The 13,200-nt window shown below is 56.9% G+C and carries 14 protein-coding genes and 1 tRNA gene; 6 read left to right on the top strand and 9 right to left on the bottom strand.

Features of this window, described 5'->3' with window-relative positions:
- Window positions 1-66 precede the first annotated feature (66 nt).
- Window positions 67-792, top strand: a complete 726-nt coding sequence (locus HW561_RS21740; protein WP_176867452.1) for a response regulator — start codon at window positions 67-69, stop codon at window positions 790-792.
- On the opposite strand, the gene HW561_RS21735 is transcribed toward HW561_RS21740, so the two are convergent.
- From HW561_RS21735 to HW561_RS21715, 5 genes are all read right to left on the bottom strand, one after another.
- Complete coding sequence (locus HW561_RS21735) at window positions 789-1,307, bottom strand: GNAT family N-acetyltransferase (protein ID WP_176867451.1); 519 nt, start codon at window positions 1,305-1,307, stop codon at window positions 789-791. The two genes, HW561_RS21740 and HW561_RS21735, sit on opposite strands and share 4 nt — an antisense overlap.
- The gene (locus HW561_RS21730) at window positions 1,304-1,858 is read right to left on the bottom strand and encodes a helix-turn-helix transcriptional regulator (protein ID WP_176867450.1); all 555 of its coding nucleotides are present in this window, start codon (window positions 1,856-1,858) and stop codon (window positions 1,304-1,306) included. The genes HW561_RS21735 and HW561_RS21730 overlap by 4 nt, the downstream gene beginning before the upstream one ends.
- A gap of 117 nt (window positions 1,859-1,975) precedes the next feature.
- Entirely contained in the window at window positions 1,976-2,992 is a 1,017-nt protein-coding gene (locus HW561_RS21725) for a Fe(3+) ABC transporter substrate-binding protein (protein ID WP_176867449.1), read from the bottom strand.
- 330 nt (window positions 2,993-3,322) lie between these two features.
- Window positions 3,323-3,448 carry a type B 50S ribosomal protein L36 gene (gene ykgO / locus HW561_RS21720; protein WP_008562923.1) on the bottom strand — a complete coding sequence of 42 codons (126 nt, stop codon included), beginning with the start codon at window positions 3,446-3,448 and terminating at the stop codon, window positions 3,323-3,325.
- A gap of 90 nt (window positions 3,449-3,538) precedes the next feature.
- A tRNA-Val gene (locus HW561_RS21715) sits at window positions 3,539-3,613 on the bottom strand.
- 148 nt (window positions 3,614-3,761) lie between these two features.
- On the opposite strand from HW561_RS21715, the gene HW561_RS21710 reads away from it, so the two are divergent.
- Entirely contained in the window at window positions 3,762-4,622 is an 861-nt protein-coding gene (locus HW561_RS21710; RefSeq protein WP_176867448.1) for an N-formylglutamate amidohydrolase, read from the top strand.
- Window positions 4,623-4,625: 3 nt separating this feature from the next.
- On the opposite strand, the gene HW561_RS21705 is transcribed toward HW561_RS21710, so the two are convergent.
- Window positions 4,626-5,879 (bottom strand): DNA polymerase IV, encoded by a 1,254-nt coding sequence (locus HW561_RS21705; RefSeq protein ID WP_176867447.1) that lies wholly within the window; start codon window positions 5,877-5,879, stop codon window positions 4,626-4,628.
- 362 nt (window positions 5,880-6,241) lie between these two features.
- Window positions 6,242-6,946 (bottom strand): orotidine-5'-phosphate decarboxylase, encoded by a 705-nt coding sequence (gene pyrF / locus HW561_RS21700; protein WP_176867446.1) that lies wholly within the window; start codon window positions 6,944-6,946, stop codon window positions 6,242-6,244.
- A 156-nt stretch (window positions 6,947-7,102) separates the two neighbouring features.
- On the opposite strand from pyrF, the gene HW561_RS21695 reads away from it, so the two are divergent.
- The gene (locus HW561_RS21695; RefSeq protein WP_176867445.1) at window positions 7,103-7,423 is read left to right on the top strand and encodes a hypothetical protein; all 321 of its coding nucleotides are present in this window, start codon (window positions 7,103-7,105) and stop codon (window positions 7,421-7,423) included.
- 128 nt (window positions 7,424-7,551) lie between these two features.
- Window positions 7,552-10,170, top strand: coding sequence for an ATP-dependent chaperone ClpB (gene clpB, locus HW561_RS21690; protein WP_176867444.1), 2,619 nt, complete (start codon window positions 7,552-7,554; stop codon window positions 10,168-10,170).
- Window positions 10,171-10,243: 73 nt separating this feature from the next.
- Here clpB and HW561_RS21685 read toward each other — a convergent pair whose 3' ends face one another.
- Together HW561_RS21685 and HW561_RS21680 are read right to left on the bottom strand one after the other, a co-directional pair.
- Window positions 10,244-10,582, bottom strand: coding sequence for a cupredoxin domain-containing protein (locus HW561_RS21685; RefSeq protein WP_176867443.1), 339 nt, complete (start codon window positions 10,580-10,582; stop codon window positions 10,244-10,246).
- On the bottom strand, window positions 10,582-11,106 hold the full coding sequence (locus tag HW561_RS21680; protein ID WP_176867442.1) for a DUF4142 domain-containing protein: 525 nt from the start codon (window positions 11,104-11,106) through the stop codon (window positions 10,582-10,584). Before HW561_RS21680 ends, HW561_RS21685 begins: the two co-directional genes overlap by 1 nt.
- Before the next feature lie 338 nt (window positions 11,107-11,444).
- Between HW561_RS21680 and msrP the strand changes: the two genes are divergently transcribed.
- Together msrP and msrQ are read left to right on the top strand one after the other, a co-directional pair.
- Window positions 11,445-12,347: a protein-methionine-sulfoxide reductase catalytic subunit MsrP gene (msrP, locus tag HW561_RS21675; protein WP_176867441.1), complete on the top strand. Its 903-nt coding sequence runs from the start codon at window positions 11,445-11,447 to the stop codon at window positions 12,345-12,347.
- Between the two features lie 4 nt (window positions 12,348-12,351).
- Complete coding sequence (gene msrQ / locus HW561_RS21670; protein ID WP_176867440.1) at window positions 12,352-12,966, top strand: protein-methionine-sulfoxide reductase heme-binding subunit MsrQ; 615 nt, start codon at window positions 12,352-12,354, stop codon at window positions 12,964-12,966.
- Window positions 12,967-13,200 lie beyond the last annotated feature (234 nt).

Raw genomic sequence — 13,200 nt, 5'->3', positions numbered from 1 at the left:
CAAGTGCCAAGCCCCAGCGGATACAAGTGTTTTGAGCCAGCTAACCTTGCCCGCCCGGAACATGTAATGGCCAAAGACCATATCCTTGTTGTCGATGACGACCCGCAGATCACCTCATTTCTGCAGCGCTATCTTGAAAAACAGGGGTGCCAGGTGACCTGTGCAGCGGACGGCAATGCGATGGATGCAGTTCTGGCGCAAACCAGTGTCGACCTGATCCTGCTGGATATCGGTTTACCCGGACGAAATGGCTTTGACATCACCCGTGAGCTGCGGGTCAATTCCAACATTCCCATCATTGTCCTGTCGGGTCGGGATGAGATTTTCGATCGTGTTGTCGGGCTGGAATTCGGCGCTGACGACTATATCACCAAACCTTTCGAGGCGCGTGAGGTTCTCGCCCGTATCCGCACCGTTCTGCGCCGCGCGCGTGTTGGGGATATTGGCGCGAATGGCGCTGACGGGACGCAGATCGCGTTCGGGGATTGGGTGTTGAACGTGAATGAGCGGACGCTGACGGCAAGAAGTACCCAAGGAGTGACACCTCTTACCACAACCGAATTCGATGTTTTGCACGCCTTTGTCACCAACCCGCATATGGTGTTTTCGCGGGACCAATTGCTGGACACTGCGCGGGGGCGTGAAACGGTTGTTGGGGATCGCACCATCGATGTGCATGTTGCGCGTCTGCGCAAAAAGATCGAACCTGATCCTGCTGCGCCAACATTCATCAAGACGGTACACGGGATCGGGTATTGCTTTGCCGCCAATGTCCGAAAATTTGTGCCTTAACTCCGATCTTTGAACATGTAGCTCGTAGGCTCCAGTCGGTTTTCAAGCGGATTGCGGCAGTAGTTTGGAATTTCACCAGCAACCCGGAACCCCAGATCCTGATACAGGATACGCGATGGATCCGAACTGCGCGTGTCCAGCACCAGCATGGTTTTCCCTAGTTCAGCTGCGCGCGCCTCAAGGGCAATCATCAGGGCCCGTCCCAAACCGCGCCGCCGCGCCTGCGGATGGACCAGCAACTTTGCCACATCGGCGCGATGTGGCTGGTTAGGCATAGTCGCCGGGATCATTTGAACCGTACCCAGAATGCGCCCTTCGTCGTATGCGGCGAACAGGTCCAGCCCACCCGACTGCAGACCGGGGCGGACCTGATCCGTCCAATAGGCGCGGGCATCCCTGGGCGAGAATGGCAGAATGAAACCGATGCTCGCGCCGGTATGTACGCAGGCGTGCAAAATACCCGTCAGATCATCCAACGCGCCGTCGAAATAGGCATCGGTCAGTCGCGTGATCATATCAGGACCAGAATGTATCGGGCACCGCGCGTTGCACTTGTTTCAAATCGGGTCGGGCCAGACAGATGATAGCGCAGGCAATCTCCGCTGCTTAGCACATGCGCTGCGCCGTCGACGGTCAGGGTGAGCACGCCATCCAGTACAATCAGGTGATGTTCCTGACCGGGCTTGGGCGGTGTTTCATAGTTGATCACGGTGTCGCGCGGCAAGTGACACTCCAGCACTTCGCCGGTCAACCCTGTCGCGGGAGGTGACACAGAACGGCGGTTGAATCCGGTCTCGGGATCGCGCCATTCGACCTGACGCTCAAACGGGACTTTCGGGTCAAAGCTGTCTTCAACCATCATCAGCAACCGGGACATTGGCAGGCCGTACGCCGCGCACAGACGACCGAGGCTTTCTGCGGTCGGGCTGACATCACCCTTTTCCATTCGCGACAATGTGGCCCGGCTGATACCGCTGTGATCGGACAGCTGATCCAGCGACCAACCGCGCCCCTGACGCAGCTCGTTCAGGCGGCTTGCAAGGCGGGTTGAGAGGTCATCAAGCATTGCCCATATCCGGGAATCAGTTCCACATATGAGAAATATATCCTGAATTTAACGGCGTGCAATAGAAAAGGGTGCAGAAAACTCTGCACCCTTTCACTGCTCGACGTTTGACCCGGACTATTTCCAGTCAACCTCGTTAAAGATTTTTTGCGCCTCGGGGATGTTCTTGGCGACCTCGGACAGGTTCACGTCATCGGCTTTGAATTCGCCCAGGGCTTTTACCGAATCCGCCAGTTCAACACCTTCAACCGCGGGGAATTCGTCATTGCCAGACGAGAAGTATTGCTGCGCCTGATCACTGGCCAGATATTCCAGGAACAGGACGGCGTTTTCCTTGTTTGGCGCGTGCGCGGCGACGCCGCCGCCAGACAGGTTCATATGCGCGCCATAGCTGTCCTGGTTAGGGAATACCCAGCTGACGATGTCGCGGTCAGCCGACAGGCCTTTGACGTCTTTGCGGATCGCGCGTGCAAAGTAATAGGTGTTCGATACGGCGATGTCGCATTCGCCCGATACGATACCGCGCAGCTGATCGGTGTCGCCACCCTGGGGGTCACGTGCCATGTTGGCGACGATGCCTTCGGCCCACGACTTAGCGGCCTCAGGGCCCTCATGTGTGACGATCGAAGCCAGCAGTGTTTGGTTGTAAGTATTGCTCGACGATCGGATACAGACCATCCCTTTGTATTCCGGTTTGGCCAGATCAGCATAGGTTGCCGGTGGATTGGCGACTTTGTCCTTGTTGAAAAAGATGATCCGCCCGCGCTGTGAAAAGCCGAACCATTCATTGTCAGCGTCCTGCAGATTGGCTGGGACACGCTCCTCCAGAATGGTGCTGTCGATCGACTGCAGTAATCCGGCCTCTTTGGCGCGCGCCAGTCGCGAGGTGTCCACGGTCAGCATCACATCCGCAGGCGAGTTCGCGCCTTCGGCTTCCATCCGGGCGATCAACTCGTCGGCTTTGCCCTCGATACGGTTGATTGTGATGCCGGTGGCGTCTTCGAAGTCCGAATACAAGCGCTCGTCAGTGTCGTAGTGACGCGATGAGTACAGGTTCATTTCACCATCGGCGGCAGCCGTGGTGGCGATCAGGGTCGCAAGGGCGGTGGCAAGGCAGGTTGTGGATTTCAGCATGATGGGTCCCAACGTTAGCATTTCGTGGCGGGTAAGTAATCTGACTGATTTTCTCAATTAAACGAATCCGAGTGAGATGCAAGAAAATCTGATAGAAATAGTTGGTCAAATAATCACAAGCCACCGAATGCGAATTTCGCAGCCATTCTGGCGGGACATTTTTTCAAGATACGGTCCGAGCGATTGCAGGGACGCCGCTGGTCAGGGCAGCACATAAACCGATGCATTCTCGAGATCGTAAAACGAATATCTGAGGTAGTTATTGGGGCCTCCGGCCACAAAAAAACCGCGCTGGAAAGCGCGGTTTTTTCGATTTACTATGTGCAGTTCTCAGCCCTGACGAGCTTTGAACCGACGCTGCGTCTTGTTGATCACGTAGACGCGGCCTTTGCGACGCACAACCCGGCAATCACGGTGCCGATTCTTGAGCGAGCGGAGCGAGTTCTTGACCTTCATGGTCTGTCTCCAATCTGCGGCGCCTTCATCAAGGACGTGGCCAGCGCCTGGGTTAGTCGGGTGTTCCGGAAACCCGGAACAGTGAATAGATGGTGGGCGGTACAAGGATCGAACTTGTGACCCCTTCGATGTCAACGAAGTGCTCTACCGCTGAGCTAACCGCCCACATGCCCTTTGCGTGCCCTGCCCCATAACGAAATGGGGCGCGGATACCCGCGCCGGTAGCGGGGTCTATAAAAGGAGTCGCAAAGGGGTTCAAGGGGTTTGGAAGAACTATTTTCCGGTCTATGTTGATTGCGAACATGGAGGGATCATGCAGAACGCGGCCTTTGTATTGGATATGCCCGAAAACCGCAGGTCTTGCGCGGTTTTTTCATCGCCACATAGCGGGCGGGACTATCCCGAAGCGCTTTTGAAGCGCTCTGTTTTGAATCAGAACGTGATTCGATCTTCTGAGGATGCTTTTGTCGATCAGCTGTTCGCGTCGTCTGCTGATTTTGGCGCACCCTTGATCAAAGCGGCCATGCCCCGCGCCTATCTGGATTTGAATCGCAGTGCGGACGAGCTTGACCCGGCTTTGATCAGCGGCGCCCGCAGGCATGGGCATAATCCACGCGTCGCGTCGGGGTTGGGTGTGATTCCGCGCGTCGTGGCAAACGGACGGGCGATCTATCGTGGCAAGCTGACGATGGATGAGGCACGGTTGCGCATCGATACCTATTGGCGACCGTATCACTCCCGTCTGAAATCTTTACTGGCCGAGTCGCATGAGAAATTTGGTCAGGCGATTCTGATCGATTGTCACTCGATGCCGCATGAGGCGGTTGCCATGGCCAGCACCGCGCGCAACAAACGGCCCGAAATTGTGCTGGGCGACCGCTTCGGGGCATCAGCCTCGGGTGAGGTCGTGGACCAGATCGAATCTGCCTTTGCTGCAGCGGGTCTCAACGTGGCGCGGAATGCACCCTTTGCGGGGGCTTATGTCACCCAAACTTATGGGCGTCCCGGACGTGGTCAGCACGCGATCCAGATTGAAATCGACCGGGCGCTGTATATGGACGAGGAAAAGATTGCGCCAAATGCCAACTTCATGGCGTTTTCAAAAGTGCTGCGGCAGGTGATTGCCGAAATCGCCAGCATTGGTGCCCGCCCAGCGCGTCTGGCCGCAGAATAGCAATCAGCGCAGCGCGCGGCCTTTCACGATTGCGTCCGTTCCGAATCTCTGTCGGATTTCGTCGGTTGCGCGTTCGGCCTGCGATCTGCGGGTGGCGTTCGGGTCCAGCAGATCGCCAGAGATATCAGCCTGATCCGCCGGGCAAAGGTCGGACAGACCACACCCCAACAGGCGATAAGGGCCCTGATCGCCAACCTGATCGAACAGGTCACGCGCCGTTCGATAAATCCTGTCGGCAATCTGAGTGGCATCTCGCAGCGACACGCGGCGCGTCAGGATTTTGTGATCGGCTTTTTTCAGTTTCAACGTGACCACGCGCCCGGCCAGATGTTTGGCCTTGGCCCGGTCGGACACTTTCAAAGCCATGCGCCACAGGTGGCCGTCCAGAATATCCAGGCTGGCGGTGTCCTCGAAGAACGTTGTCTCGTTGCTGATCGATTTCATTGGCTCATGCGCTGACACACGGCGCTTGTCCTGACCGCGCGCAAGATGCCACAGGCGATAGCCCATTGATCCAAAGCGCGCTGTCAGCGCCTCCTGATCCCAGCGCAGCAGATCGGCGAAAGTACGAATGCCTGCACGATCCAGCGATTCCTGCGCTGCCGGACCGATACCCCAGATCAATCGCACTGGCTTGTCATTCAAAAACGCTGCCGTTTCGGCCTTGCCTATCACCGAGAATCCGCGTGGTTTGTCGAGGTCCGACGCAACCTTGGCCAAAAACTTGTTATGGCTGAGCCCGATGGAGCCGGTCAGCCCCAGTTCATCCTTCATCCGCTTGACCAGCCGCGCCAACATAACTGCGGGTGGTGCGCCGTGCAGGCGTTGAGTGCCGGACAGATCCATGAAGGCTTCATCCAGCGACAGCGGTTCGACATCCGGGGTCAGTTCATCCATCATTGCGCGAATCTCACGAGATACGTCGACGTAGGCTGACATCCGGGGTTTGATCACCACCGCATCAGGGCAAAGTTGCAATGCCTTGAACATGGGCATGGCCGAGCGCACGCCGCGAATTCGCGCCACATAACAGGCTGTCGAGACGACGCCTCGTTTGCCACCTCCGATGATGACAGGCTTGTCCGCCAAATCCGGATTGTCGCGTTTTTCCACCGAAGCATAGAACGCGTCGCAGTCCATATGTGCGATAGACAAATCGAACAGTTCAGGGTGCAGTTTGACTCTAGGGCTGCCGCAGGAGGGGCAGCGCCGTTGGTTATTCAGAGAGGTCAGGCAATCTCGGCAAAGACCGGGCATCTGCGTCCTCACGCGTTCCGCGGATAATTCGGGGGGTTCTTTATACCACCCTTTGCGGGTGATCAAAGGCCCGTCACACGTACAGTGCACCATAACTGTTTTAAAAGAAGACCCCCCGCGATTGGGCGGGGGGAAGGTAACGAACCTCAGGAAGACACGGTTCGTTGGGGAGTGTCTTGCCCTCAGAATCGCTGAAATTTCCCGGTTTCGATAGGTTCGAGGCGAGCCATGTAATACTCGCTTTTTGAATGTGTGTTTTAGGGCACAGGGGCGATTTGGCGCAGGAATTCCGAAAAGTGACGTAGGGTCAAGAGGTTGTCAGGCTTTGGCCCTGAGTTTCCCGGAAATACTACGAATGCGCTTCAATGATGCTTTAGCGAATTTAGTTCAGCCAGAACTGCTTCGGCGGCTGCCTTCGGGTTCTCAGCTTGATAGATTGGACGGCCCACGACTATATGATCCGCCCCATCGCCAATAGCACCGGCCGGCGTTGCCACGCGTTTCTGATCGCCCAGAGCCGCCCCCGCAGGTCGCACCCCCGGGGTAACGATCAACCGGTCTTGGGCCTGAGGCAGGGTGCGGATCAGGGCTGCTTCCTGCGGGCTGGCGATGACACCATCTGCCCCGGCCTCAAGTGCTTTGGCCGCTCGCTCAACCACCAGATCCTGAACATCGCCGGCTTTCAGCAGGCTTGCATCCAGATCGTCGCGGTTCAGCGAAGTCAGGATCGTCACCGCCAGGATCTTCAGGTCCTTATCCGCCGCACCTTCCTTCGCAGCGCGCACAACATGCGGGTCGCCATGCACGGTCAGAAAGTCCAGATCAAATTGCGCCAGCCCACGAACGGCGTTTTCCACCGTGTTGCCGATATCGAACAGCTTCATGTCCAAAAAGATGCGCTTGCCGTGTTCCTGCTTTAGCTCATTGGCCAGAGCCAGCCCGCCGCCGGTCAGCATGCCCAGCCCGATCTTGTAGAACGAAACGCTATCCCCCAGCCGCTCGGCCATGGTCATCCCTTGCAGGGCGTTCGGAACATCAAGGGCAACGATCAGGCGGTCATCGGACATGCGGTGGGCTCCTTTTTGGCAAACGTCTGCGTCCTAGCGGGTTCGGGGCGTTCTGTCCATGCCGGTTGCACGCGTGATCCGGATCACGCCATTGATATAAAACTCGTGCTATGATGCCTGGAATTGGATTGGCGATTATCAAAAAAGGGACAGAAAATGAAGAAACTGGTTTTGCTTGGCTTGCTCGCAGCGCTTGCCGCATGCGAGGAAACCCCGCCTGTCGACGTGCCGGAAACAGGCGCGGCCCCGGCCCCTACAAATGACGATCTGCCGCTGATACGTGGTTACCGCTCGGAAGATGATTGGTGTCAGGTAACAGGGGAAAGCGCGTTTACGGGCAATTTCCTTGATCATACAGCCGATCTCGTTTCCTGCCCGACGGGCAGTGAAGCGGCGCAGTCTTTGGTGGATATGTTGGGTGCCGTGCAGATGGCTGAAACTGGCGGCTATACAGTTTACTCCGTGCCGCGCGAATAACGCCAAATTCTGGGCCTTAGCCTCTTGAACCGGCGAAGTTATTTCCCAAATTGAATGTGAGGCCCAGACCGACGCGTGCCGCCAAGCGGGCGCGTCACATTTAGGGCGCTTGGAAAAGGAGAAAACGCATGGACTTGAACAAGTTCACCGAGCGGGCACGGGGTTTCGTGCAGGCGGCGCAAACCATTGCGCTGCGCGAGGGGCACCAGCGGTTGGAGCCCACACATATATTAAAAGCATTGATGGATGACGATCAGGGGCTGGCCAGCAACCTGATCACACGCGCCGGCGGCGCGCCCAATCGCGTGGTTGAGGCGCTGGATGCCGCGATGGGGAAAATCCCGAAGGTCAGCGGTGACGCGAGCCAGATCTATATGGACGGGCAGACCGCCAAGGTTCTGGACGAGGCCACGAAGATCGCCACCAAGGCAGGCGACAGTTTTGTTCCGGTCGAACGGGTCCTGATGGCGCTGTGCATGGTGAAATCCAAGGCAAAGGATGCTTTGGACGCCGGTGCCGTATCCGCCCAGAAACTCAATGAGGCGATCAACGACATCCGCAAGGGCCGCACTGCTGACACCGCGTCGGCGGAAGAGGGCTATGACGCGCTCAAGAAATACGCGCGCGACCTGACCGAAGCAGCGGCTGAGGGCAAGATCGACCCGATCATCGGACGGGATGAGGAAATCCGCCGCTCGATGCAGGTTCTGTCGCGCCGGACCAAGAACAACCCGGTTCTGATCGGGGAACCCGGCGTGGGTAAAACCGCGATTGCCGAGGGTATGGCCCTGCGCATCATCAACGGTGACGTGCCGGAATCGCTGAAGGACAAGAAGCTGCTCGCGCTCGACATGGGTGCGCTGATCGCCGGTGCGAAATACCGTGGCGAGTTTGAAGAACGCCTCAAGGCCGTTCTGACCGAGGTCACTGAGGCCGCCGGTGAGATCATCCTGTTCATCGACGAAATGCACACGCTGGTCGGGGCCGGGAAATCGGACGGTGCGATGGACGCCGCCAACCTGATCAAGCCCGCTTTGGCGCGGGGTGAGCTGCATTGTATTGGTGCGACCACGCTGGATGAGTACCGCAAATACGTGGAAAAAGACGCGGCCCTTGCGCGCCGGTTCCAGCCCGTTGTGGTGCAGGAGCCGACGGTCGAGGACACGATCAGCATCCTGCGCGGCATCAAGGAAAAGTATGAGCTGCACCACGGTGTGCGTATCTCGGACTCGGCCTTGGTATCGGCGGCAACCCTGTCGCATCGCTACATCACCGACCGCTTCCTGCCCGATAAAGCCATCGACCTTGTCGATGAAGCATCGGCCCGCCTGCGGATGGAAGTGGACAGCAAGCCCGAAGAGCTCGATCAGTTGGATCGCCAGATCCTGCAAATGCAGATCGAGGAACAGGCACTGAAGTTGGAGGATGATACAGCCTCGAAAGATCGTCTGGAAACCTTGCAAAAGGATCTGGCTGATCTGCAGGAGAAATCTGCCGAGATGACCGCCCAGTGGCAGGCCGAACGCGACAAGCTCGCCGGCGCGCGTGATCTGAAAGAGCATCTGGAAAAGGCACGCGCTGATCTGGAGATCGCCAAGCGCGAAGGCAATCTGGCGAAAGCTGGTGAGCTCTCCTATGGTGTCATCCCCGAGCTTGAGAAAAAGCTGACCGAGGCGGAAAACGCCGAAAGCAACGCCATGATGGCCGAAGAAACGGTGCGCCCGGAACAGATCGCCAGCGTTGTCGAACGCTGGACTGGCATCCCGACGTCCAAGATGCTGGAAGGGGAGCGTGAAAAACTGCTGCGGATGGAAGACGACCTGCATGCGCGCGTCATCGGTCAGGATGCGGCCGTCACTGCCGTTTCCAACGCCGTGCGCCGTGCACGTGCGGGTCTGAACGACGAAGGTCGCCCGCTGGGCTCGTTCCTGTTCCTCGGGCCCACGGGTGTAGGTAAGACCGAGCTGACCAAAGCCGTGGCGAACTTCCTGTTCGACGACGACAACGCGATGGTGCGCATCGACATGTCCGAGTTCATGGAGAAACACGCGGTTGCCCGTCTGATCGGTGCCCCTCCAGGCTATGTCGGCTATGACGAAGGCGGTGTGCTGACCGAAGCCGTGCGGCGCAGGCCTTATCAGGTCGTGCTGTTCGATGAGGTCGAAAAAGCGCACCCGGATGTGTTCAACGTGCTGTTGCAGGTTCTGGATGATGGCGTGCTGACCGATGGTCAGGGCCGCACCGTGGACTTCAAACAGACGCTGATCATCCTGACGTCGAACCTCGGGTCGCAGGCGCTCAGCCAGTTGCCCGATGGCGCCGACAGTGCGCAGGCGCGGCGGGATGTGATGGATGCAGTCCGGGCGCATTTCCGACCCGAGTTCCTGAACCGTCTGGACGAGACGATCATCTTTGACCGCCTCAAGCGGGCCGATATGGATGGCATCGTCGACATTCAGATGGCGCGACTGCAGAAACGTCTGGCCGCCCGCAAGATCGAGCTGGTGCTGGATGGCGGCGCTAATGAATGGCTGGCCAATGAAGGCTATGACCCGGTCTTCGGTGCCCGCCCGCTCAAGCGTGTAATTCAGCGTGCCTTGCAGAACCCGCTGGCCGAGGCTCTGCTGGCCGGTGAGATCAAGGACGGGGACACTGTCCCAGTCACTGCCGGTGCCGAGGGGCTGATCATCGGCGACCGCCTTGGTACCTCGGAACGTCCACGCCCGGATGACGCTGTAGTGCACTAAGATGCAAATCTGAAAAGACCCGCCAGGCTGGCGGGTCTTTTTTGGCGTTTGTGCGAATGAGTGAATTGGTTAGTCAAACGATTTCGATAGTGGCTTTCATATGCGGATGAAAGGCGCAGAAATAAGTCAATTCCATCCCATCTGCGACGGCGATCTCAGCGCTTTCATCACGCAATAGCTCTCCGGTGTCCCATCCAAATGCATCCGCCGTCGCCGTGTGCGGGGCGATATCCAGATTGGTCCAACGGACTATGTCGCCGACGCGAGCCCGAACGGTTTGAGGTTCGAATTTAAAACGCTTTATCAGGATTTCATGTGTTTCCCCGGCCCGAGCTTGAGAGCCGAGGAAAGCCGTGGCCGCCGAGGCGGTTACTCCAATCAGAACCGACCTGCGGGAGATGGCCTGCTGCATCAGTTCAGCGATGCGACCATCCCCTCGGCGTGGCCTTCATGTGCTTTGAAGATTTCCAATCCTTGCTGAAACAGCGCCTTGACTTCGGCGTTGTCGATATTGGGGATCATCGTGGTCTCGACCAATTCATTCACTGCCTGATGATATGCCAACTCGTTGGCTGCATAGGCTGCATCAAATTCGGCACCCCGGAGTTCCGACAGCTTGTTGATGATCTCTTCGGCATTGGTATTCAGAGTTTGGCTGACGGCATTATCCTGTGCGCTTGCACCCAGTTCGTCCAACAGCTCAAGCGCCGCAGCGTTTACGGCGGTGTGATCCCGGATCATGGTGTTGGCAAATTCGTGAATTTTTGGATCCTCCGACAAGGCCAGCGCCAGATGTGCATAGCGGATGTCTATATTGTCCGCCGTATAGGCAATATGTGCGAATTCCAGATCGCTCATATCTGCAACCTCCTGGGCCGAGGCTTGGGTTGTTGTCAAAGCGATAGTGGCGACGAGTGCTGAAAGTAACTTGTTCATTGTAGGTCTCCGTAGGCGAGCGGTTTCGATGCCTTAATCTTTGTTGCAATGGGCAATGTTCCCATCTTCGACCGTTCAGATAATGAGTCAGATCGTTCGTGGATTGGAACGGAGGGATAGATTCAGAACGTGTACGACGTCGTGCTGTTTGGAATCCGACCTTTGTTCAATTGTCGCGTTCGCCAAACGGGGATTAGACTAATCGGTTGAGGCTTCGAGAGAAAATGATGTCTGAGCCTTAAGTTACAATCTCTTCTCTCAATCGTGACGCTTGTTTCCTTGGGTCTGTGCTAACAGATCATATCTTGATCTTCAGAATGAGTATTACGGAGACCCAAATGGCGCATCGCTGGACGAACACTTTGACACATGCTGACGTTACCCCAAGGGCGGCGTTTTTGAACCGGCGGCAGGTTATGGCCGGGCTGGCAGGTGTCGGACTAACCGCGATGTCCCGGCCTGCTGCAGCACAAGACGCATTGGAGCCGAACACCTGGGAAGAGATCACATCGTACAATAACTATTATGAGTTCGGGACTGGCAAGGAGGATCCTGCCAGATACGCAGGCTCACTGATCACCGAACCATGGAGCGTCAAGATTGACGGGATGGTGGATCGGCCCGGCGACTACGATTTTCAGGACATCCTGTCTGAGATGACTGTCGAAGAGCGTATCTACCGTTTCCGGTGCGTCGAAGCCTGGTCGATGGTGATACCGTGGAACGGATTCGAGCTGGCCGATCTGTTGAGCATGGCTGGCGTTCAGGAGGGTGCAAAATATGTGGCCTTCGAGACCGCCTATCGTCCGGAAGAAATGCCGGGTGTCCGATTCCCCATTCTGGAATGGCCTTATCGTGAAGGCTTGCGCCTGGATGAGGCAATGAATCCTCTCACGATTATGGCGACCGGAATTTACGATCGTCCAATCCCGAACCAGAATGGCGCGCCTCTGCGTTTGGTGGTGCCGTGGAAATATGGCTTCAAGTCGATCAAGTCGATTGTGCGGATCACCCTGACCGAAGACGAGCCGCCGACCAGCTGGAATATGTCCAATCCGCGTGAATACGGTTTCTATAGTAATGTGAACCCGAACGTGGATCACCCACGCTGGTCGCAAGGTTCAGAGCGTCTCATCGGCGGTGGTCTGTTTTCCAAACGCGAACCCACCCTGATGTACAACGGGTACGAAAAAGAGGTCTCCAGCCTGTACGAAGGTATGGATCTGGCAAAGAACTACTGAGAACATGCAGCCGGTGAATCAGATATTGCGCAAGATACCCGTATGGGGGGTCTACTTGCTGGGCGCATTGCCAGCACCTTGGTTGCTGTATCTTGCTGTGACCGGGGGGCTTGGCGTTGAACCGATCAAGGCGCTCGAACATGAATTGGGCGAGCTGGCTTTGCAGCTTTTGATTCTTGGTCTGGCGGTGACCCCCCTGCGTCGGCATCTCGGGCTGAACCTGATGAAGTTCCGTCGGGCCATTGGCGTGCTGACATTTGTATATATCAGCCTGCATCTGTTGACCTGGCTGGTGTTGGACGTGCAATTGCCCAGTCAGATCTGGGCGGATATCGTGAAACGTCCCTATATTACCGTTGGCATGGCGGCATTCCTTTTGATGCTGCCCTTGGCCGTGACGTCCAACAACTGGTCGGTGCGCCGGTTGGGGCCGTCCTGGCGCAAGCTGCATAGGCTTGTTTATCCGGCCGCTATTCTCGGTGCGCTTCACTATGTGATGTTGGCCAAAGGGTTTCAGATCGAACCGCTGATCTACCTGGTGATTATTCTGGGTCTGCTGGTCCTTCGTCTTCCGATTCCGAGTCTTCTAGTTCGCTGGCGTCAGGTCGATTCCGCCTGACTCGCAGTCGAGTCTGTGGGTAACCATGTGAATAAGCCCACATAGGGCTGTTCTATTGTGGTGCAGTGCTCGCTACAGGCGCCAATTCGCTTTTTGGAAATGAAGTAAGGCACTGAATCTAAAGTGTAAAAAATGATTTTGTGGTTTTTTCTAAGTTTTTCCAATTTTCTGCTTGCGGCTGGAGCGGGTTATACTTAGAACCCCCTTCACCGGCGCTGGTGAGGCGCTGGAGAC

Origin of the sequence: Ruegeria haliotis, from assembly GCF_013377785.1 — a bacterium.
Classification (GTDB): Bacteria; Pseudomonadota; Alphaproteobacteria; order Rhodobacterales; family Rhodobacteraceae; genus Ruegeria; species Ruegeria haliotis.
The sequence above is the reverse complement of the archived record's forward strand: the minus strand, read 5'-3'. Positions and strand labels throughout refer to the sequence as shown.